The 21,092-nt window shown below is 66.5% G+C and carries 15 protein-coding genes; 12 read left to right on the top strand and 3 right to left on the bottom strand.

The features are described from left to right. Nucleotides 1–92: 92 nt before the first annotated feature. Nucleotides 93–581, bottom strand: a complete 489-nt coding sequence (locus tag N7607_RS22835) for a hypothetical protein (RefSeq protein WP_279868480.1) — start codon at nt 579–581, stop codon at nt 93–95. A gap of 168 nt (nt 582–749) precedes the next feature. Here N7607_RS22835 and N7607_RS22830 point away from each other — a divergent pair, with 168 nt between their 5' ends. From N7607_RS22830 to N7607_RS22815, 4 genes are all read left to right on the top strand, one after another. After that, complete coding sequence (locus N7607_RS22830; RefSeq protein WP_279868481.1) at nt 750–3,443, top strand: EAL domain-containing protein; 2,694 nt, start codon at nt 750–752, stop codon at nt 3,441–3,443. A 130-nt stretch (nt 3,444–3,573) separates the two neighbouring features. Beyond that, a complete protein-coding gene (gene msrA / locus N7607_RS22825) occupies nt 3,574–4,221 on the top strand; it encodes a peptide-methionine (S)-S-oxide reductase MsrA (RefSeq protein WP_192400092.1) in 648 nt (215 codons plus the stop codon). Between the two features lie 66 nt (nt 4,222–4,287). Then, a complete protein-coding gene (locus N7607_RS22820; RefSeq protein WP_279868482.1) occupies nt 4,288–4,485 on the top strand; it encodes a YjfB family protein in 198 nt (65 codons plus the stop codon). Between the two features lie 225 nt (nt 4,486–4,710). Continuing rightward, nucleotides 4,711–5,376 (top strand): hypothetical protein, encoded by a 666-nt coding sequence (locus tag N7607_RS22815; protein ID WP_279868483.1) that lies wholly within the window; start codon nt 4,711–4,713, stop codon nt 5,374–5,376. A gap of 45 nt (nt 5,377–5,421) precedes the next feature. Here the strand turns inward: N7607_RS22815 and N7607_RS22810 are convergent, their stop codons facing one another. Next, complete coding sequence (locus N7607_RS22810) at nt 5,422–7,068, bottom strand: NAD(P)/FAD-dependent oxidoreductase (protein WP_279868485.1); 1,647 nt, start codon at nt 7,066–7,068, stop codon at nt 5,422–5,424. Between the two features lie 126 nt (nt 7,069–7,194). Between N7607_RS22810 and N7607_RS22805 the strand changes: the two genes are divergently transcribed. The 3 genes from N7607_RS22805 to N7607_RS22795 all read left to right on the top strand — a co-directional run bounded on the left by N7607_RS22805 (nt 7,195) and on the right by N7607_RS22795 (nt 10,223). Continuing rightward, nucleotides 7,195–7,734: a PadR family transcriptional regulator gene (locus tag N7607_RS22805; protein ID WP_279868486.1), complete on the top strand. Its 540-nt coding sequence runs from the start codon at nt 7,195–7,197 to the stop codon at nt 7,732–7,734. A gap of 68 nt (nt 7,735–7,802) precedes the next feature. Continuing rightward, nucleotides 7,803–9,059, top strand: coding sequence for an HD-GYP domain-containing protein (locus N7607_RS22800; protein WP_279868487.1), 1,257 nt, complete (start codon nt 7,803–7,805; stop codon nt 9,057–9,059). A gap of 126 nt (nt 9,060–9,185) precedes the next feature. Continuing rightward, nucleotides 9,186–10,223, top strand: coding sequence for a methyl-accepting chemotaxis protein (locus N7607_RS22795; RefSeq protein ID WP_279868490.1), 1,038 nt, complete (start codon nt 9,186–9,188; stop codon nt 10,221–10,223). Nucleotides 10,224–10,406: 183 nt separating this feature from the next. Here N7607_RS22795 and rlmJ read toward each other — a convergent pair whose 3' ends face one another. Beyond that, on the bottom strand, nt 10,407–11,243 hold the full coding sequence (rlmJ, locus tag N7607_RS22790) for a 23S rRNA (adenine(2030)-N(6))-methyltransferase RlmJ (RefSeq protein ID WP_279868491.1): 837 nt from the start codon (nt 11,241–11,243) through the stop codon (nt 10,407–10,409). A gap of 156 nt (nt 11,244–11,399) precedes the next feature. Between rlmJ and N7607_RS22785 the strand changes: the two genes are divergently transcribed. The 5 genes from N7607_RS22785 to N7607_RS22765 all read left to right on the top strand — a co-directional run. Next, nucleotides 11,400–13,202 carry an acyl-CoA dehydrogenase gene (locus N7607_RS22785; protein WP_279868492.1) on the top strand — a complete coding sequence of 601 codons (1,803 nt, stop codon included), beginning with the start codon at nt 11,400–11,402 and terminating at the stop codon, nt 13,200–13,202. A 384-nt stretch (nt 13,203–13,586) separates the two neighbouring features. Continuing rightward, nucleotides 13,587–15,329 (top strand): potassium/proton antiporter, encoded by a 1,743-nt coding sequence (locus N7607_RS22780; RefSeq protein ID WP_279868493.1) that lies wholly within the window; start codon nt 13,587–13,589, stop codon nt 15,327–15,329. An 83-nt stretch (nt 15,330–15,412) separates the two neighbouring features. Beyond that, nucleotides 15,413–18,727 carry a mechanosensitive channel MscK gene (gene mscK / locus N7607_RS22775; RefSeq protein WP_279868494.1) on the top strand — a complete coding sequence of 1,105 codons (3,315 nt, stop codon included), beginning with the start codon at nt 15,413–15,415 and terminating at the stop codon, nt 18,725–18,727. Between the two features lie 68 nt (nt 18,728–18,795). Beyond that, nucleotides 18,796–20,256 (top strand): protein adenylyltransferase SelO, encoded by a 1,461-nt coding sequence (selO, locus tag N7607_RS22770; protein WP_279868496.1) that lies wholly within the window; start codon nt 18,796–18,798, stop codon nt 20,254–20,256. Nucleotides 20,257–20,741: 485 nt separating this feature from the next. Then, on the top strand, nt 20,742–21,092 hold a 351-nt coding region (locus N7607_RS22765), incomplete at its 3' end, for an Hcp family type VI secretion system effector (RefSeq protein ID WP_279868498.1).

Here is a 21,092-nt window from a genome sequence, read left to right as displayed (position 1 = left end):
CCCACTGGGGAGAGGGGACTGGATCGCGCAGGTCATGACCTATGTGAGCAGCATTACTGTCGTAGTAGGGCTCTGCCACGCCGGCCCGCCGCTCAGTTGCGCTGCAGATTGCGGATGAGGAAGCTGATCGCCTTGGCCAGGTCGGCCGCGCCCTGGTGGTCACGCAGCACGGTGATCCACGGGCTGCCGTCGGCCGGATTGTTCAGCACGCAGGTGATACCGCTGGTCGGACAGTCGTAGTGGATATAGGGGTCGAGGCCGAACACCGACAGGCGCTGGTTGCTCACCGCCAGGCTGTTGGTCTGCTCGGCGCGGGTCTCCTGGCGCACCAGCAGCTCGCCGGGGGCGGCGACGCTGAGCTGGTAGCGCAGGTCGCTGCGCTGCTTGGGTGCCTTGCCCAACTGGTAGCCCGCGCGCAGGGCATAGGTGTCGAGCAGCGCGTTGCTGTGCGCCAGCAGCGCCTTGCGCTCGTCCTTGGTCAGATACAGTCGCTTCAGCTCGGCGAGATAACGCGCCTGCTCCTCACCGCTCAGCTGGGCCTCGCTGGCCTGCGCCGGGGCACCCGCGCCCAGGCTCAGCATCAGCAATAACCCGCTCAGTCTTCTTGTCAGTCCCTGCCGCATGATGCACCCTTGCCCCACTTGGTTGATGTAACAGACCTGTGAACTCGTCTGGCGGCCCCATGAACTGGCGCGCCAACGGGTCCCAAGCCTGCCCTGAAGCGGCAGCATAAGGAAGCCCGTCGTTCGATGAAAAGCCATCCCGATGCCGCCAGCCGTACGGCAGCCGAGGTTGTGACGCAGTTGCCAGTGCCCTCGCGCCTGGGAATGCTGCGCTTCGAGCGTATCAACGAGCCAAGTTGGACCTTGCTGTTCCTCGATCCCGCCTGCGAACGCCAGCTCGGCGTCAGCGCCGGCGAGCTCTGCGCCCTGCTCGACTGCCCCTATGCCAGCCTGATGGAGCCGGAGTCGCGCTATCAGCTGCACGACGAGATTCAGCTGCAGCTGAGCAAGGCACCGCACTATTCGGTGCGCTATCGCCTGCACACGCCCAACGGCGCCCTGCACTTGCTGGAGATCGGCGAGACCTTCCAGCAGCGCGGCCGCCTGCTGCTGCGCGGCTACCTGCTGGTCACCGCCGAAGCCGGCGAGACCCTGGCCGAACAGCGCCTGCAGGAGCTGGAAGAGCAGAACAACAAGCTGAAGACCTCCCTGGAGCTGTACCAGCATTCCCAGGAAGAGCATTTGCAGCACCTGATCCGCTCGCGCGCCCAGCAGAGCCTGATCGTGCGCCTGGCGCGCCATCGCTACAGCGCGCTGGACCCGCTCAAGGAGGCCGCCGAGCTGATCACCCAGGCCGCCTGCGAGACCTACGATGTGGCCCGCGCCAGCGTCTGGCACCTGATCGGCGACCAACTGGAACCGGTGGCCATGTACCGCCGCGACATCGACGGCCACGAGATGCCGGCGACCATCGACGCGCGCCTGTTTCCGCGCTACCTGGAGGCGCTGCACAGCGGCCGCGCCATCGACGCGCACAACGCCCAGCGCGACCCACGCACCAGCGAGCTGGCCCGCGGCTACCTCAAGCCGCTGGGCATCAGCGCCATGCTCGACGCCAGCATCCGCCTCGGCGGCGAAGTGGTCGGCGTGCTGTGCCTGGAGCACATCGGCCCGGCGCGCACCTGGCAGGCCGACGAGATCGCCTTCGCCGGCGAGCTGGCCGACCAGTTCGCCCAGGTCATGAGCAACCAGCAGCGCCGCGACGCCACCAGCGCCCTGTTCCTGTTCCAGCGCGCCGTGGAGCAGAGCGCCAGCGCCTTCCTGTTGTTCGACCGCGACGGCCTGGTGCAGTACGTCAACCCCAGCTTCACCTCGATCACCCAGTACGGCGCCGAGGAAATCCAGGGCCGGCGCATCTCCCAATTGCCGGCTCTGGAGAACCTCGGCGACCTGCTGTTCGACGCCCAGGCCGGCCTGGCCGAGCGCAACAGCTGGCAGGGCGAGTTCCGCAGCCGGCGCAAGAACCTCGAGCCTTACTGGGGCCAGCTGTCGATCTCCAAGGTGTACAACGACGACGGCGAGCTGACCCACTACATCGGCATCTACGAAGACATCACCCAGAGCAAACTGGCCCAGCAGCGCATCGAGCGCCTGGCCTACAGCGACAACCTCACCGGCCTGGGTAACCGCCCCTACTTCATCCGCTGCCTGGAAGAGCGCTTCGCCCGCCACGACGGCCAGGCCTTCAGCCTGCTGCTGGTGGACATCGACAACTTCAAGCGAATCAACGACAGCCTCGGCCACCAGACTGGCGACAAGCTGCTGGCCAACCTGGCCCGGCGCCTGCGCAACAGCCTGAGCCAGAACACCAGCCTGGCGCGCTTCGCCAGCAACGAGTTCGCCGTGCTGCTGGACGGCGCCGAGCAGGAAGCCGGCCTCAAACTGGCCCAGGAACTGCTGGCGACCCTGGACAAGCCGCTGTTCGTCGACAACCAGCTGATCAGCGTTACCGGCTCGGTCGGCCTGGCCTGCGCACCGCTGCACGGCGACGACCCGCACGTACTGATGAAGCATGCCGGTCTGGCCCTGCACAAGGCCAAGGCCAACGGCAAGCACCAGGTCCAGCTGTTCACCGAGGCGCTCAACGCCGAGGCCAGCTACAAGCTGTTCGTCGAGAACAACCTGCGCCGCGCCCTGACCCAGAACGAGCTGGAGGTCTACTACCAGCCCAAGCTGTGCCTGAAGAGCGGCCAGCTGGTCGGCCTGGAAGCGCTGCTGCGCTGGCAGCACCCGGAGAAGGGCATGATCAGCCCGGACCAGTTCATCAGCGTCGCCGAGGAAACCGGCCTGATCATCCCCATCGGCAAATGGGTGGTGCGCCAGGCCTGCCGCGCCAGCCTGGAGCTGGCCGCCCTGGGCATGGGCGATATCCAGGTGGCGATCAACCTGTCCGCCAAGCAGTTCACCGACCCCGACCTGGTCGGCTCCATCGCCGCCATCCTCGACGAGGAGCAACTGCCGGCCCACCTGCTGGAAGTGGAGCTGACCGAGAGCCTGCTGCTCGAAGGCAACGACGCCACCCGCCAGCAGGTGGCGCGCCTCAAGGCCCTGGGCCTGACGCTGGCGATGGACGACTTCGGCACCGGTTACTCGTCGCTGAGCTACCTGAAGAAATTCCCGATCGACGTGATCAAGATCGACCGCAGCTTCATCAAGGACATCCCGGAGAACCAGGACGACATGGAGATCACCTCCGCGGTGATCGCCATGGCCCACAACCTCAAGCTCAAGGTGGTCGCCGAAGGCATCGAAACCGCCGCCCAGCTCGGCTTCCTGCGGCGCCAGCAGTGCGACGTCGGCCAGGGCTACCTGTTCGACCGGCCGATTCCCGGCCGCGACCTGGTGGACAGCCTGCGCCGCTATCCCTGCCGCGGCGCCTGAGCCTCGCCCAGCCGACCAACGGCAGGCCTGCGCTGTAATCCAGCCTCACGATGCGTGTCTATCCCTCGGCTTCAACCGCCCGCCCAGCGGAGTAAGCTATCCCCACTCCGTCACAGCACAGGAACAGATCATGGTTCTGCGTTCGCAAATCCTCGCCCACAAACTCGAACTGCCCAGCGCCGAACAGGCCCTGCCCGGCCGTGCCGAGAGCATGGCGGTGCCCGCCGCCCATTACGTCAACGGCAACCCGCTCAAGGCACCCTTCCCCGCCGGCCTGCAGCAGGCGGTATTCGCCATGGGCTGCTTCTGGGGTGTCGAGCGGCGCTTTTGGCAACAGCCCGGCGTGTGGACCACCGCCGTTGGCTACGCCGGCGGCCATACGCCGAACCCGACCTACGAGGAAGTCTGCTCCGGCCTGACCGGCCATACCGAAGTGGTGCTGGTGGTGTTCGACCCGCAGCAGACCAGCTACGAACAACTGCTCAAGGTGTTCTGGGAAGCGCACAACCCGACCCAGGGCATGCGCCAGGGCAACGACATCGGCACCCAGTACCGCTCGGCCATCTATTGCCTGGATGCCGCCCAGCGCGCTGCCGCCGAAGCCAGCCAGGCACAGTTCCAGGCCGAACTGGAGAAGGCCGGTCTCGGCCCCATCACCACCGAGATCGCCGACGCGCCGGCTTTCTACTACGCCGAGGCCTACCACCAGCAATACCTGGCGAAGAACCCGGGCGGGTACTGCGGGCTGGGCGGCACGGGGGTTTGTCTGCCGGTCTGAGTGGTGGAACCTTCGCCACGCTCTACCGGTCGACCCGGTAGAGCCCTCTCCGCAGGAGAACCCATCATGGACCTGAGCAATATCGCCAGTGCCGTTTCCAATGCCAATGCCGCGCAGGCCTCGGCAACCGCATCGCTGATGCTGCTGAGAAAGTCCCTGGATATTCAGGCCGCCAGCGCTATCGGCCTGATCCAGGCCATTCCGCAGGTCACTCCACCGAGTAATCCGCCGAATCTGGGCAACTCGGTGGATGTGACGGTGTAGCGCCGGATATACCTTCACGCGCGGATAGCCAACACTCGGCGATCACACCAGCGGATGGCTTTATCAGCGAATCTGACCACCTAAGCAGAACCAGGCGGCGATCACATTCCCGGCATCCGGCCCGGAGCGCAGAAGGAAATCGGCTAATCTGGCCACCGTGCAGGCATCCCAGAACGGAGTCGGGGAGTCGGCATCACTCCTCCTCATCTAGCAAAGGGACATTGCATGAACGTCTTCAAACCCGCCCTCGCCTGCCTGTTGCTGGCCGCCAGCTGCGCCGCCAGCGCCGAAACCCGCCTGACCCTCAAGAGCGACGCCGGCGACTACATTGGTGCCGGCAAGAACTACCTCTATACCGACGCCAACGCCACCTTCCGCTACAGTAAGAACTACGACAACGGCATCACCCTCAATATCAGCAGCGGCAACGGCAGCGTCTGGTGGACCCTGGATCTAGCCGCTCCCGGCAACGCCCAACTGCAGCCGGGCAGCTACGAAGCTGCAACACGCTTTCCATTCCAGGCCACCAGCGAGCCCGGGCTGAACTTCTCTGGCAGCGGCCGCGGTTGCAACACCCTGACTGGTCGCTTCGACATCTTTGAGGTCAGCTACGACTCCCAGGGCGTGGTCAATGGCATCAACGCCAGCTTCGAGCAGCACTGCGAGGGCGCCACTCCAGCCCTGCGCGGTCAGCTCAGCTACAACCTGGTACCGCCCATGGGCGTCAGCACCGTCGGTGTCACCCCGATCAGCTACACCTGCCTGAACCGTACCAGTGGTCAGCGCCTGGTGCGCAAGAGCACGGCGACCCTGTTCGATTGCAAGCAGGCCGGTCTGCAGGTAAATCCTGGTGACCAGGTCACCATCAGCATCACCGGCAGCGCCGAGTAAGCCTCTCGGCCGCGCATGCCCCGGGCATGCGCGGCCACTCCTCATCTAGCCAATGACCTCGGCACCCGCGTCTTCTTGCGCCGCCGGCTTCCAATTCTTCAACACCCCACCAATCCGATACCCGCGCCAGCCGAGCATGCGGGTCGCCGTCATCACCCCGGCCATCAGCGCACCGCCGACCCCGGCGGTGACCGTATCGGCGCCTGTCAGATAGAGCCCCTTGATCGGCGTCTGGCTGTGGATCCAGTGCTGGTCGAAGCGCTGTACGGTGTGGTCGATGCCGTAGATCTCGCCCTGCTCGTTCCACTGGTACCACTCGGTGGACAGCGGCGTGCCCAGCTCGCAGAAGTCCAGGGCGCCGCGCAGTTGCGGCTGGTGCTTGTAGAGGGTTTCCAGCAACTGCTCGGTGAGCTGCGCCTTGAACGCCTCGTACTCGGCGCCGCGCTTGCCCCAGGTGGTGCCCTTCCACTGGGCGAACCACTGCGGCAGGGTCGGCGCGACGACTTCCACCGTGGCCTTGTGCGGGTACTGGGCATCCCAGGCCGGGTCCTTGGCCGAGGGGAAGCTGATGTAGATCAGCGGCATCGCCGGGTTCTGCCCGCTCTCGAAACTGCTGACGTTATGGTCGTGGTCATGGGTCGGGTAGACCCAGTAATTGGTCTTCGGCAGGCCCAGCTCGGCGGCGCTGCCCTTGAAGCCGGCGTACAGGCACAGGGTGGCGGCGGAAAGGTCGACCTTCTGCAGCGGCGTAAGCAGGCCGTGCTGGTTGGCCACCTGCGCATCGAGCAGACGGGTATAGGTAGGCACCAGGCCGGCACAGCTGACGATCTGCGGGGCGCGGATCTCCAGGCCGTCCTTCTGCATGCGCACACCCACGGCGCGGCCGTTCTCCACCAGGATCTTGTCGACCCCGGCATAGGTGAACACATGGCCGCCGGCCGCCTCGATCTGCGGGATGATGGTTTCGGAAATCTTGATCGCGCCGCCCACCGGGTAGTTGCCACCGGTGATGTAGTGCTTGGCGACCATGGCGTGCATGACGAACGCCGCCTTTTCCGGCGGCAGGCCGTAGTCGCCCCACTGTGCGGTCAGCACGCCGATCAGCTCCTGGTTCTGAGTCAGGCCTTCGAGCACTTCGCGGGTGCTCTTGAAGAAATAGGCCGGCAGCCACAGGCGACGCAATTTGGCGTAGAGCATGCCGAGCGAGCGTGGCAGGGCCTGGCCGGCGAAGAAGCGCGGCACCCGCGCGCTGACGTCGCTGAGCAGGTCCACATAGCGGTCGATGGCCGCCGCTTCCTCGGGGAAGTGCTGCTTGATCTCGGCCTTGAATTCCTCGCGGCCGGCCACGTAGTCGTAGGTCTTGTCACCGATGACGATGCGGTCGTAGCGGGCATCCATCGATGCCCATTCCAGCTTGCCGTCGCTGATCACATCGAAGATGCGGCGGATCGCCGACCAGGGTTTGTGCACCTCGCCGATGTAGTGCACGCCCACGTCCCACTCGTAGCCCTCGCGCTCGTAGCTGTGGGTGTAGCCGCCGGCGGTGTAGTGCTGCTCCAGCACGCACACGCGCTTGCCAAGTTTGCTCAGCAGCGCGGCGGTGGTCAGGCCGCCAATGCCGGAGCCAATGATGATGGCGTCGTAGTCGTTGGCCAGCAGACGCGGGCGGAAGCGGGTACCGGTGCGTTTCATGGAGGGCTCCTGCGCTATTGTTGTTATGCAATTTTTTGCATACTAGACAGCACCTGCCGACCATGCAACTTTTTGCATAATCCGTATACTGCCGCGCATCCCCAAGCCAGCCGGTGAAGCCCGTTCATGTCGCTCAAGCACGCCATCCTCATCCTCCTGGAAAGCGAACCCGGCAGCGGCTACGACCTGCTCAAGCGCTTCAAGGATGGCCTCGGCTATTTCTGGAACGCCAAGCACCAGCAGGTGTACCTGGAATTGAAGAAGCTCAACGAAGCCGGCTGGCTGGAGTTCGAGGCGGAGGCGCAGGAGACCCGTCCGGACAAGAAGATCTATCGCCTCACCCCGGCCGGCCATAACGAACTGCTGCGCTGGCTCGGCGAGCCGGTGCAGCCGAACAAGATCAACGACGCGCTGCTGGTGAAGCTGTACGCCGGCGCCCACACCTCGACCGCCAACCTGCGCGAGGAGATGGCCCGCCACGTGGCCGTGCACCGCAAGACCCTGGACAGCCTGCTGAGCATCGAACGCGACTATCACGCCCTGCCCGCCGAGCAGCGCGCCGCCCTGCGCCTGCCGTACCTGACCTTGCGCCGCGGCATCCTCGGCGAACAGTCATGGCTGGCGTGGGCGGCCGAAGTCGAGACGGAGCTGACACGAATACCCTGACAGCGGCTGCCAGCCCGACGGCAAGGCGCTAGACTGCCAGCAAAAGGCCAGCAGCACTCGATATCGGCATGCCCGCAGTCACCAAGCTCATCTCCCCCGACCAACTGTGCGTGGGTCTCTATATCCACCTGGACCTCAGCTGGTGGGAGCACAACTTCGCCTTCAGCAATTTCAAGATCAAGGACGAGGGCCAGCTCCAGGCCCTGCGCGACCTGGGCCTGGCCCAGCTGCGCTACGAGCCGGCGCGCAGCGACTGCCAGCCCCTGGCGCTGCAACCCGCCGAGCCCGAGGAGCAGGCGGAAGAGCCGCCCAAGCCCAGCCCCGAGGAGCAGGCGCGCCAGGCCCGCGCGGCCAAACTGGGCGCCCTGCGCAAGCGCCTGGCGGAAGTGGACCGCACCTTCGTGCAGGCCAGCCAGCGGGTGAAGTCGCTCAACCAGGCCCTGCGCAGCCAGCCGGAAGACGCCATCAAGCAGGCCGGCGAGGTGGTGCGCGAGCTGGTCGAGGCGCTGCTCGGCGAGGATGGCGCGGCGCTGCACAGCATCAATGGCAAGGCCGCCGACGACGCCTACTTCCACCCGCTCAACGTCACCGTGCTGTCGGTGATGCTCGGTCGCCAACTCGGCTACGACTCCGAGGCCTGCCACAGCCTGGGCCTCGGCGCCCTACTGCACGACATCGGCAAGCTGGAGGTGCCGAGCAAGGTGCTGCTCAAGGCCGAGCCGCTGACCCGTCCGGAGCAGCAGCTGCTGCAGCTGCACGTGGACTTCGGCGTGCGCCGCGGCCGCGAGCTGATGCTCGACGACGAGGTGTTGCGGATCATCCAGGAGCACCACGAGTACTGCGACGGCAGCGGCTACCCCAAGGGCCTGCGCGAGGCCGCCATCGGCCGCCTGAGCCGGGTGGTGAGCATCGCCAACACCTTCGACAACCTGTGCAACCCGCTCAACCCGCGCGACGGCCTGAGCCCGCATGAGGCCCTGGCACTGATGTTCAAGCAGCAGCGCGAGCGCTTCGACGACGTGGCCCTGAAGGCCTTCATCCGCTGCATGGGCGTGTACCCGCCGGGCAGCCTGGTGCAGCTGGAGGACGAGCGCTACGCCCTGGTACTGGCCATGCACCCGAGCCTGCCGCTCAGGCCGACGCTGATCCTCTACGAGCCGAGCGTGCCCAAGGCCGAGGCGCTGATCGTCAACCTGGAGCACGAGCCGAAACTGGCCATCGCCCGCAGCCTGCGCCCGGCGCAGCTGCCGCTGGAAGCGCTGGAGTACCTCAACCCGCGTCAGCAACTCACCTATTACGTCGACCCGCGCCAGCGCGGAAAATAAGCTGCAGAGGTAGGGCGGGTGCAACCCGCGTAACAGCGACTCGCGGGTTGCACCCGCCCTACGGGGAAACCCACCTAAACTCCGCGAACATCGTCCATTCGCCAGCAGAAGTAGACCCGGCCAGCCATGCACAACCCGCGCTTTTCCGACCTCCACGAGATTCCGCCGAAGGCCTTCAGCTTGGCTGCCGTGGCGCTGCAGGTGTCGCCCTGGCTGCTGGTCGGCCTGGGCGCCTGGGGTGGCCTGCCGCTGTGGATCTGCCTGTTCAGCGGAGTGTGCCTGAGCTTAGGCCTGCTGCCCGCGCTGGCCACTGCCACCCACTGGAACGCGCTGATGCAGCCCCGCCCGCGCGAAGCCGAACCCTTGCCCTGGCTGGCGCCACTGGCCGATGAGCTGGACGCCCAGTGCGCGCAGCAACGCACTTTGCTCGAACGCCTGCAGCAGGAACTGCAGACCCGCGACGCCGCCGTCCAGCAGCATTGGCAGGCCCAGGACGAACGACTGCAGCAGCACAACCACAGCGCCCTGGCCCTGCTCGCCGAGCTACCGACAGTGCCGGCTGACGATGCGCAGGCCCGCCAGGCCCTCGCCGCCCTGCTCGACCAGCAGCGGCAGACCCGCGACCAGGCCGCCGCCCTGGCCGAGGGCATGCGCGGCATCGCCCAGCAGGCCGAAACCGTGCTGCGCGCTACCAACGACATGGACGCCATCGCCAAGCAGACCAACCTGCTGGCGCTGAACGCCGCCATCGAGGCGGCCCGGGCCGGCGAGAGCGGCCGCGGCTTTGCCGTGGTGGCCGACGAAGTGCGCGCCCTGTCCAGCCGCTCTACCGACTTCTCCCTGGCCATTCGCGGCACGGTGGGCGAGATGCTGGAAGCCCTACGCCATGCCGACGCGCAGACCAATCAGCTGGCCCAGGACGGCACGCAGAGCAGCGAGGAGGCGCAGCAACGCATCGCCAGCCAACTGGACGAACTGGCCGGGCAGCAGACCCAAGCCATGGAAGTCGCCAGCCAACTGGTCAGCCTGTTGCAGGCGCTAAGCGGTACGCTCACTCCACCGCCGACCGAGGCACAGCAGGCGCTGGGCGAGTTGCGGCGACAGGGACAGGATCTGGCGGAGCTGGCCGGGCAACTGCGCCAGCACGTCGCGCCAACTCCGTAACCCCGTCTCCCCCTGGGAGAGGGGCCGGAGGTGAGGGACCTCCAGGCGACTCGGAGTGGCCTACGGCGCCCTCACCCCACCTATCTGGACTCGCCACATCCCTATGGCTCGGTCAGCTAACGCTACCCAAATCGGCTGTCCTGCCGATTTGTCCAAAGGGAGAGGGAGTAAAACCTCTCACCCTCAGTCGGCGATCAGCCAGTCCAGGCGGAAGCTGCCCTGGCTCTGCGCCAGCTTGCCGGCCAGCCAGGGCAGCAGCTGCTTCAGCTCGTCTTCCAGGCCCCAGGGTGCGTTGGCGATGGCCAGGCCGGAACCGGCCAGACGGTTGGCATCGTCCGGCGCATGGACGAACAGTTCGACGCGCAGCAGCTTGGGCGCGCTGGATTTCTCCAGGCCCTGGTAGAAGCGCTTGAGCTGGCGTTCGTCCTTGATCGGGTACCAGATGGCGACCACGGTCTGGCGCATGCGGCCGATGGCCTCGTCCAGCGCGGTGACGCAGCGCTCCAGCTCGTCGGCCTTCTCGAACGGCGGGTCGATCAGCAGCAGCGCGCGCTTCTCCGCCACCGGCAGCAGGGCGCGCGGCACGTGCCAGCCCTCGCCCAGGTGCACGGCCACGCGGCGGTCGCCCTTCATGTTGTCCTTGAGCAGTTGGCCGTCTTCCGGGTGTTTCTCGTTGAGCAGCACGCGGTCCTGCTCGCGGGTCAGCTGGCAGGCCAGCTCCGGCGAGCCGGGGTAGTAGCGCAGCTGGCCGTCCGGGTTGAGGGTGCGCAGCACGCCGAAGTAGTCGGCGGTCGCCTCGGGCAGATCCGGCGCATCCCACAGGCGGGCGATGCCTTCCAGCCACTCACCGGTGCGGGTCGCCTGGTCGCCCTGCAGGTCATAGAGGCCGACGCCGGCATGGCTGTCGAGGTAGGCGAACGGCGCCTCCTTGCGCGACAGCAGGGCGATGATGCGGCTGATGACGAGGTGCTTGAGCACATCGGCGTGGTTGCCGGCATGGAAGGCGTGGCGGTAGTTCATGGGCGCGTTACCTGAAGCAGAACCTGGAGCGGGGCGCGAATTGTAGCCCGAAGGGACGACGCGAACAGTTTCTAGCTCAGCATCAGGCCGATGAATCTTGCTAGGCGGCCTCTATTCACGACTCTAGACTTCAAGAAGATCCCACCGGAGACGATCATGTCCGAGTCCCTGCTCAGTTCCCGCAACCTGGCCTTCGAACTCTACGAAGTGCTGGACGCCGAAGCCCTGACCCAGCGCGAGCGCTTCGCCGACCACAATCGGGAAACCTTCGATGCCGCCATCGGCACCGCGCGCGGTATCGCCGAGGAGCTGTTCGCCCCGCACAACCGCAAGAATGACGAGCACGAACCGCAGTATGTGGACGGCGCCGCCGTGCTGATCCCGGAAGTCGCCCCAGCGCTCAAGGCCTTCCACGAGGCCGGCTTCCTCAACGCCACCCGCGACTTCGAGGCCGGCGGCATGCAGCTGCCCAATCTGCTTTCGCAGGCCTGCTTCGCCCACTTCCAGTCGGCCAACTGCGCCACCAGCTCCTATTCGATGCTGACCATGGGCGTGGCCAACCTGATCGAGGCCTTCGGCAGCGCCGAACAGCAGCAGCGCTTCCTGCAGCCGATCATCGACGGACGCTTCTTTGGCACCATGGGCCTGACCGAGCCGCACGCCGGCTCGTCGCTGTCGGACATCCGCACCAAGGCCGAGCCACACGCCGACGGCAGCTACCGTATCCGCGGCAACAAGATCTTCATCTCCGGCGGCGACCAGCCGATCTCCGAGAACATCGTGCACATGGTGCTGGCCAAGCTGCCGGATGCCCCACCCGGGGTGAAGGGCATCAGCCTGTTTATCGTGCCCAAGTTCCTGGTCAACGACGACGGCTCGCTGGGTGCGCGCAACGACGTGACCCTGGCCGGCCTGTTCCACAAGATGGGCTGGCGCGGCACCACTTCCACCGCGCTGAACTTCGGCGATAACGGCGAGTGTGTCGGCTATCTGGTGGGCAAGCCGCATCATGGCCTGTCCTACATGTTCCAGATGATGAACGAGGCGCGCATCGGCGTCGGCATGGGCGCCATCATGCTCGGCTACGCCGGCTACCTGTACTCGCTGGACTATGCGCGCAACCGCCCGCAGGGCCGCCATGCCGATGGCAAGGATCCGAGCAGCCCGCAGATTTCCATCGTCGAGCACGCCGATGTGCGCCGCATGCTGCTGACCCAGAAGGCCTACGTGGAAGGCGCCTTCGACCTGGGCCTGTACGCCGCCCGGCTGTTCGACGACACCCACACCCTGCCCAGCGAGGAAGAGCGCAAGAAGGCCCTGGAGCTGCTTGACCTGCTGACCCCGATCGTCAAGTCCTGGCCGTCCGAGTTTTGCCTCAAGGCCAACGAACTGGCCATCCAAGTGCTCGGTGGCCACGGCTACACCCGCGAATACCCGGTGGAGCAGTACTACCGCGACAACCGCCTCAACCCGATCCACGAAGGCACCCACGGCATCCAGTCGCTCGACCTGCTCGGTCGCAAGGTCTCGATGAACGGTGGCGCCGCGCTCAAGCAGCTGATGGCGCTGATCCAGGACACCTGCCAGCGCGCCGAATCCTTCGAGTCGCTGAATCGCCTGCGCCAGCCGCTGGAGCAGCTGGTGCAGCGCCTCGGCGGCGTGACCCTGGCCCTGCTCGGCGACCTGCTGACCGGCAAGGTCAACCAGGGCCTGGCCAACTCGGCGCTGTACCTCAAGGTATTCGGCCACGCGGTGATCGGCTGGCGCTGGCTGGAACAGGCGATCCGCGCCGAAGAAGGCCTGGCGCGCGGCAATGCTGCCGACGTCGACTTCTACCAGGGCAAGCTGCAGGCCGCGCGCTACTTCCTGACCTGGGAGGTGCCGAGCTGCCAGCACGAGCTGAACATTCTCGAAGCGCGCGACGACACCTGCCTGAACATGCAGGACGCCTGGTTCTGATTTAACGCTTTACTCTTCCCCGCCCCGCGCACATGCGGGGCTTTATTTTCTGGAGCAGAACACCTCACTGCACGCCACTGGTAACCCGGACTTCAGTCCGGGCTACCTGGCTGCATGAACATGCAGGGTGCTTGGTTCTGACCCTTGGCTGCTGCGCATAGAGCGTCGTCCACCCTATGCAAAGCAAGCCCCTAAGCAGCTGATTCAGCTACAAAAAGAATGCCCCGCCCATGCGGGGCGTTTCCTTTTGACAGGAGAGCAAAGCGGCAGGTTATTATCCGGCATGATCTCTGCTTAGGATCTGTTGACGTCCCCCGACGGCCGCGGCCGCACGTGAACAGAACCTGGAGCGTCGCCCCTCGCTTTCTCGCCCGGAGTACGCCCTTGGACGCCAGCACCATCAATAGCCTGTTCCTGGTCGGCGCATTGCTGGTGGGTGCGAGCATTCTGGTGAGCTCGGTGTCCTCGCGCCTGGGCATCCCGATCCTGGTGATCATCCTCGCCGTGGGCATGGTCGCGGGCGTCGACGGCCCCGGCGGCATCGGCTTCAGCAACTACCCGATGGCCTACCTGGTGGGCAACCTGGCGCTGGCCATCATCCTTCTCGACGGCGGCCTGCGCACACGGGTGTCGAGCTTCCGCGTGGCGTTGTGGCCGGCGCTGTCGCTGGCCACTGTGGGCGTGCTGATCACCACCGGGCTGACCGGCATGGCTGCCGCCTGGCTGTTCGACCTGAACCTGATGCAGGGCCTGCTGATCGGCGCCATCGTCGGCTCCACCGATGCCGCCGCGGTGTTCTCCCTGCTCGGCGGCAAGGGCCTCAACGAGCGGGTCATGGCAACCCTGGAGATCGAGTCCGGCAGCAACGACCCGATGGCGGTGTTCCTCACCGTGACCTTGATCGGGATGCTCGCCAAGGGCCAGAGCGAGATCAGCATCGCCTTCCTCGGCCACCTGCTCAGCGAATTCGGCATCGGCGCCCTGCTCGGCCTCGGCGGCGGCTGGCTGCTGCTGCAGCTGATCAACCGTATCAACCTGCCCAATGGCCTGTACCCCCTGCTGGTGGTCAGCGGCGGCCTGCTGGTGTTCGCCCTGACCAACGCCCTGCACGGCAGCGGCATCCTCGCCGTGTACCTGTGCGGCCTGGTGCTGGGCAATCGGCCGATCCGCTCGCGCCACAGCATCCTGCACATGCTCGACGGCATGGCCTGGCTGGCGCAGATCGGCATGTTCCTGGTGCTCGGCCTGCTGGTGACGCCGCACGACCTGCTGCCCATCGCCATCCCCGCCCTGGGCCTGGCCTTGTGGATGATCCTGTTCGCCCGCCCGCTGTCGGTGCTGATTGGCCTGCTGCCGTTCCGCGCCTTCCACGACCGCGAGAAGATCTTCATCGCCTGGGTCGGCCTGCGCGGCGCGGTGCCGATCATTCTCGCGGTGTTCCCGATGATGGCCGGCCTGGAGCACTCGCAGCTGTACTTCAACCTGGCCTTCTTCATCGTTCTGGTCTCGCTGCTGCTGCAGGGTGCCAGCCTGCCGCTGGCGGCCAAGCTACTGCGCGTTACCGTTCCGCCGGAGCCGGCGCCGATCTCGCGCGCCGGCCTGGAGATCCATCCGACCAGCGAGTGGGAGCTGTTCATCTACCGCCTGGGCGCGGAGAAGTGGTGCATCGGTGCGCCGCTGCGCGAGCTGAAGATGCCCGAGGGCACCCGCGTGGCCGCGCTGTTCCGCGGCACCGAGCTGCTGCACCCGTCCGGCAGTACCACCCTGGACGCCGGCGACATCCTCTGCGTGGTCGGCCACGAGCACGACCTGTCGGCCCTCGGCAAGCTGTTCAGCCAGGCGCCGCAGCGCAGCGCCGACCTGCGCTTCTTCGGCGACTTCGTGCTGGAAGGCGATGCCCAGCTCAGCGCGATCGCCGCGCTGTACGGCCTCAAGCTCGGCGACGAGGATGGCAACCAGCCGCTGGGCCGCTTCATTGCTCACGAGATCGGCGGCCAGCCGATTCTCGGCGACCAGGTGGAGTGGAACGGCTTGACCTGGACCGTGGCCCTGATGGAAGGGAACAAGGTGCGCAAGGTCGGCGTCCGATTCCCCGAAGGTCAGGCCAAGCCCGGACTCTTCCTCTAGGCCGGGCGAAAGTGACGCGAGCGGCAGCGCCCGCTCTGCGCCTGGCATATCATTAGCCGCATTTCCGTTCACGACCCTCGACCATGCCTCTTCTGCGCCCTCTCTTCGCCACCCTGTTCCTCGGCCTGTGCCTGGCCGCCAATCCTGTTGCCGCCGCCGAGCCACCGGCGGCCAAGGCCGTGCAGGACAGCCTCGCCGCCCTGGCCGATCGCAAGTTGCCCGAAGCCGAGCAAAGCGAGATCAAGGCCCAGCTGGAGCAGACCCTGAGCTTCCTCGCCGCCCGCGCCGAGAGCCAGGAGAAGCTCGACGCACTGAAGACCCAGCTGCGCGACGCCCCGCGCCTCACCAGCGAAGCCCAGCGCGAGTTGGCCCGGCTCAAGGCCGGTCAGCCGGTCAACGTCGCCAGCCGCTACGCGCGCTCCAGCGTGGAACAGCTGGAACAGCAACTCAGCGAACGCAGCAGCAAGCTCAGCGGCTGGCAGCAGGAACTGGCCGAGGCCAGCAGCCTGCTGATCACCGCGCAGACCCGCCCCGAGCGCGCCCAGGCCGAGATCAGCGCCAACCAGACCCGCGCCATGCAGATCAACAATCTGCTCAAGGTCGGCAAGGAAGCGGGCAAGCCGCTGACCGCCGAGCGCCGCAGCGAACTCAACGCCGAGCTGGCGGCCCTCGAGGCGCAGACCGCGCTGCGCCGCCAGGAGCTGGCTGGCAACAACCTGCTGCAGGACCTCGGCAGTGCGCGCCATGAACTGCTGCAGGAGCGCATCCGCCGCCTGGACCAGGAGAGCCTCGACCTGCAGGCGCTGATCAGCGACAAGCGCCGCGTCAGCTCGGAGAAGACCGTCGCCGAACTCTCCCGCGAGGCCGAGAAGGCCACCCCGGATAGCCTGCTGGCCCAGGAAAGCGCCACCAACCTGAAGATTTCCGACTACCTGCTGCGCGCCACCGAGCGCCTCAACCAGCTGACCCGGATGAACCTGGAAACCAAGCAGCAGCTGGACAGCGTCAGCCAGGCCGCCCAGGCCCTGGACGAGCAGGTCAGCGTGCTCAAGGGCAGCCTGCTGCTGGCGAAGATTCTCTACCAGCAGAAGCAGGCCCTGCCCAAGCCGCAGCTGGACCGCAACCTGGCCGACGAGATCGCCGATATCCGCCTCTATCAGTTCGAGCTGAACCAGCAACGCGACAAGCTGGGCGATCTCAACGCCTACGTCGACGGCCTGCTGGCCAGCCAGCCGAGCGAGCAGGTCACGCCCGAGCTGCGCAAGACCCTGCTGGAGCTGGCGACCACCCGCAACGACCTGCTGCAGCACATGAACCGTGAGCTGAACACCCTGCTCAACGAGTCCATCACCCTGCAGCTGAACCAGAAGCAGCTGCAGGAAATGATCGGCACCCTGCGCGCCACCCTGGACGAGCAGATGTTCTGGATTCCCAGCAACAAGCCGCTCGACCTGGCCTGGCTGCAGCAGATGCCGCACCTGCTGGAGCGCCAGCTGAAGACCATGCCCTGGGGCTCCGGCGTGCGCGAGCTGGGCGCCGGCCTGGTCGACCGGCCCTGGCTGTTTATTCCCCTGCTGCTGCTGATCGGCGGGCTGCTGTGGCGGCGCAGCTGGCTGTACGCCAAGTTGCAGGCGCTGCACGAGGACATCGGCCACTACAAGCGCGACAGCCAGATGCACACGCCGATGGCGATCTTCCTCAACGTGCTGCTGGCCCTGCCGGTGACCCTGTTCCTCACCCTGTGCGGCGTGGCCCTGCTGATCGATGCCCGTGGCCAGAACGCCACCCTCGGCAGCGCGCTGCTGGACATGGCCCAGGCCTGGCTGGTGTTCTACACCCTGTACCGCATCCTCTCCCCCGGCGGCGTGGCCGAGCTGCACTTCCGCTGGCCGCGTCCGCAGGTGGCACTGCTGAGCAAGCAGGTACGCCGCCTGGGTCTGGTGGTGATGGCGCTGGTGGCGGTGGTGACCGTCGCCGAGCATCAGCCGCAGGCCCTGGCCGACGACGTGGTCGGCATCCTGGTGGTGCTCACCGGCTACGCGCTGATGACCCTGATCCTGAGCAAACTGCTGCTGGCCGAGCCGATGCGCGAGCAGACCTCGCCGTTCCGCCTGCTGCTCGGCATCGGCGTCTCCGTGCTGCCTCTGGCGTTCATCGTCGCCGTCGGCTTCGGCTACTACTACACCTCGCTCAAGCTCACCGACCGCCTGATCAACACTCTGTACCTGCTGATCCTGGCGCTGCTGATCGAGGCCGCCTTCGTCCGCGGCCTGGCCGTCGCCGCCCGCCGCCTGGCCTACGCCCGCGTGCTGGCCAAGCGCCAGACGCAGACCAAGGAGAACGAGGAAGGCGACGAAGTGACGGTCGAAGAGCCGGTGATGGACATCGACCAGATCAATCAGCAGTCCCTGCGCCTGATCCGCCTGGCCCTGTTCGGCGGCTTCCTCGCCTGCATGTACCTGGTCTGGGCCGACCTGATCAGCGTGTTCGCCTACCTCGACCAGATCACCCTGTACCAATACTCCGCCGGCACCGGCGCCACCGCCACGCAGATCCCCATCAGCCTGCTCGACGTGCTCGGCGCGCTGATCATCGCCGGCATCACCGCCGCCCTCGCGCGCAACCTGCCGGGCCTGCTGGAAGTGCTGGTGCTGTCCAAGCTGCGCCTGGCCCAGGGCAGTGCCTACGCCACCACCACCCTGCTGTCCTACGCCATCGCCGGCATCGGCTTCGTCACCGCGCTGTCCACCCTCGGGGTCAGCTGGGACAAGCTGCAGTGGCTGGTCGCCGCGCTCTCCGTGGGTATCGGCTTCGGTATGCAGGCGATCTTCGCCAACTTCATTTCCGGCCTGATCCTGCTGTTCGAGCGCCCCATCCGCATCGGCGACCTGGTGACCATCGGCACCGTTACCGGCACGGTCAACCGCATCCGCATCCGCGCCACGCACATCACCGATAGCGACCGCAAGGAAGTGATTGTGCCTAACCAGATCCTGCTCACCAGCCAGCTGATCAACTGGACCCTGACCGATACCATCACCCGCATCGTACTGGTCTACACGGTCAACCGCGGCGCGGACCTGGAGCTGGTACGCAAGCTGCTGCTCCAGGCCGCCCAGGAGAACAGCCGCGTGCTGCGCGACCCGGTGCCCAATGTGCAGCTGAAGACCTACGGCGCCAGCACCCTGGAGCACGAGCTCAAGGTGTACGTGCGCGAGCTCGGCGACCGCGGCCTGGCCACCGACGAGCTGAACCGACGCATCGACCAGCTGTTCCAGGAGCACGACATCAACATCGCCTCGACGCCGAAGATGGACGTGGTCTTCAGCCGCAAGTCCACCGCTCACCCGGCGTCGGCCGAGGCCGAGCAAGCCGCCGAGCAACAGCCGCCGCGCTGACGCCGAGCGCCGGGACCGCCCATCCCGGCGATTTCCCCAGGGCCCCGCGCCCGTGACAAGCTGAGCCCATGAAGACTCTCGACGCGCTGCAGTTCGACAATCGCTTCGCCCGCCTGGGCGACGCCTTCTCCACCGAGGTGCTGCCCGAGCCGCTGGCCGAGCCGCGCCTGGTGGTGGCCAGCCCGGCCGCCATGGCCCTGCTCGACCTCGATCCGGCCGAGGCGGAAACCGAGGTATTCGCCCAGCTGTTCGCCGGGCACAAGCTGTGGAGCGATGCCGAACCGCGCGCCATGGTTTATTCCGGGCACCAGTTCGGCGTCTACAACCCACGCCTGGGCGATGGCCGCGGCCTGCTGCTGGGCGAGGTGGTCAACGACGCCGGCCAGCACTGGGACCTGCACCTCAAGGGCGCCGGCCAGACGCCCTACTCGCGCATGGGCGACGGCCGCGCCGTGCTACGCAGCTCGATCCGCGAATTCCTCGCCAGCGAATATATGCATGCGCTGGGCATCCCCACGTCGCGCGCCCTGTGCGTCACCGGCTCGAGCACGCCGGTATGGCGCGAGAGGCAGGAGAACGGCGCGATGCTGCTGCGCCTGGCGCCCAGCCATGTGCGCTTCGGCCACTTCGAGTACTTCTATTACACCAACCAGCATGAGCGGCTGCGCGAACTGGGCGAGCATGTGCTGGCCTGCCACTTCGCCGAGTGCCTGGCCGCGGAGAACCCCTGGGCGGCGATGTTCCGCGAGATCGTCGAGCGCAACGCCGAGCTGATCGCCAAGTGGCAGGCCTACGGCTTCTGCCACGGTGTGATGAACAGCGACAACATGTCGATCCTCGGTATCACCTTCGACTACGGCCCCTACGCCTTCCTCGATGACTTCGACGCCAACCATATCTGCAACCACTCGGACGACAGCGGCCGCTACAGCTTCAGCAACCAAGTGCCCATCGCCCACTGGAACCTCAGCGCCCTGGCCCAGGCACTGACGCCTTTCGTCGAGGTGGAGCAGCTGCGCGAGTCGCTGGGTCTGTTCCTGCCGCTGTTCCAGGCCCACTACCAGGACCTGATGCGCCGCCGCCTCGGCCTGACCACTGCCGACGAGCGCGACGCCGCGCTGGTCGAGCGCCTGCTGCAACTGATGCAGACCAGCGCGGTGGACTACAACCTGTTCTTCCGCCGCCTCGGCGAACAGGCGCCGGCCGAGGCCATCGAGGCGCTGCGCGAGGACTTCGTCGACCTCGCCGGCTTCGATCAGTGGGGCGAGGAATACCAGGCACGCGCCGCGCAGGAAGGTGGCGAGCAGGCCGAGCGCCAGGCACGCATGCACGCGGTCAACCCGCTCTACCTGCTGCGCAACTACCTGGCCCAGAACGCCATCAGCGCCGCGGAACAGGGCGACTACAGCCCGGTGCGCGAACTGCATGCCGTGCTGTCGCGCCCCTTCGAAGAACAACCCGGCATGCAGCACTACACCGAGCGCCCACCGGAATGGGGCAAGCATCTGGAAATCAGCTGCTCGTCCTGAGTCTGCCTAGCCCTGACGCGGGTTTCCCGCCCTACGCCCCTCTCCCTCCGGACAGATCGGCAGGACAGCCGATCTGGGCAGCGTCAGCTGGCCGTAGGCCGAGCCACAAGGAAGTGGCGAGTCCAGAGGGCCGGGGTGAGGGGTTCTGACTGCACCGGAGCCGTAGCCCGGATGCAATCCGGGAACGCCCCGCCACCTACACTCTCGCGCTGCGCAACTCCTTGCACACCTGCCCTTCTCCTCGCCCTCCAAGCCCCGCTCCGCCCCACTGCCCACGCCCCCTTCGCGCCGTGCGCAACCCCCTGCACAACCCTGCGCCAGATGTTGCACAACCTTCCGTGACGCCCCGCACAAGGCGCTTCCCGGATTGTCTCCGTTCGCGCTACAGCCCCCGCCCCGCCTGGCCCGCAGCCCTCTGGCACGCCCCTTGTACTCCTCCAGGCTCCCGGACCTTACCGGTCTCGTCTCACAGCAAGGAGAGCACCATGCCAACACCCGCGTACATGACCCTCGAAGGCACCAAGCAAGGCCTGATCACCGCAGGCACCTTCACCGAGGACTCGGTCGGCAACATCTTCCAGGAAGGTCACGAGGACCAGATCTTGGTCCAGGGCTTCAACCACCAGGTCATCATCCCGCGCGACCCGCAGTCCGGCCAGCCGACCGGACAGCGCGTGCACAAGCCGCTGATGATCACCAAGGTGTTCGACAAGGCTTCGCCGCTGATCTTCAACTCCCTGACCTCCGGTGAGCGTCTGTCCAAGTGCCGCCTGGAGTGGTTCCGCACCTCCTCCACCGGTACCCAGGAGCACTACTTCACCATCGAGCTGGAAGAC

Source organism: Pseudomonas sp. GD04019, assembly GCF_029837695.1.
In the GTDB taxonomy this organism is placed as follows: domain Bacteria; phylum Pseudomonadota; class Gammaproteobacteria; order Pseudomonadales; family Pseudomonadaceae; genus Aquipseudomonas.
This window is presented reverse-complemented; position numbering and strand designations above follow the sequence as displayed.

Coding starts and splice junctions, on each gene's coding strand:
- selO (WP_279868496.1), top strand. CDS start 18,796: ATGAAGACTCTCGACGCGCTGCAGTTCGACAATCGCTTCGCCCGCCTG.
- N7607_RS22805 (WP_279868486.1), top strand. CDS start 7,195: ATGTCGCTCAAGCACGCCATCCTCATCCTCCTGGAAAGCGAACCCGGC.
- mscK (WP_279868494.1), top strand. CDS start 15,413: ATGCCTCTTCTGCGCCCTCTCTTCGCCACCCTGTTCCTCGGCCTGTGC.
- N7607_RS22820 (WP_279868482.1), top strand. CDS start 4,288: ATGGACCTGAGCAATATCGCCAGTGCCGTTTCCAATGCCAATGCCGCG.
- rlmJ (WP_279868491.1), bottom strand. CDS start 11,243: ATGAACTACCGCCACGCCTTCCATGCCGGCAACCACGCCGATGTGCTC.
- N7607_RS22835 (WP_279868480.1), bottom strand. CDS start 581: ATGCTGAGCCTGGGCGCGGGTGCCCCGGCGCAGGCCAGCGAGGCCCAG.
- N7607_RS22800 (WP_279868487.1), top strand. CDS start 7,803: ATGCCCGCAGTCACCAAGCTCATCTCCCCCGACCAACTGTGCGTGGGT.
- N7607_RS22830 (WP_279868481.1), top strand. CDS start 750: ATGAAAAGCCATCCCGATGCCGCCAGCCGTACGGCAGCCGAGGTTGTG.
- N7607_RS22815 (WP_279868483.1), top strand. CDS start 4,711: ATGAACGTCTTCAAACCCGCCCTCGCCTGCCTGTTGCTGGCCGCCAGC.
- msrA (WP_192400092.1), top strand. CDS start 3,574: ATGGTTCTGCGTTCGCAAATCCTCGCCCACAAACTCGAACTGCCCAGC.
- N7607_RS22795 (WP_279868490.1), top strand. CDS start 9,186: ATGCACAACCCGCGCTTTTCCGACCTCCACGAGATTCCGCCGAAGGCC.
- N7607_RS22810 (WP_279868485.1), bottom strand. CDS start 7,068: ATGAAACGCACCGGTACCCGCTTCCGCCCGCGTCTGCTGGCCAACGAC.
- N7607_RS22785 (WP_279868492.1), top strand. CDS start 11,400: ATGTCCGAGTCCCTGCTCAGTTCCCGCAACCTGGCCTTCGAACTCTAC.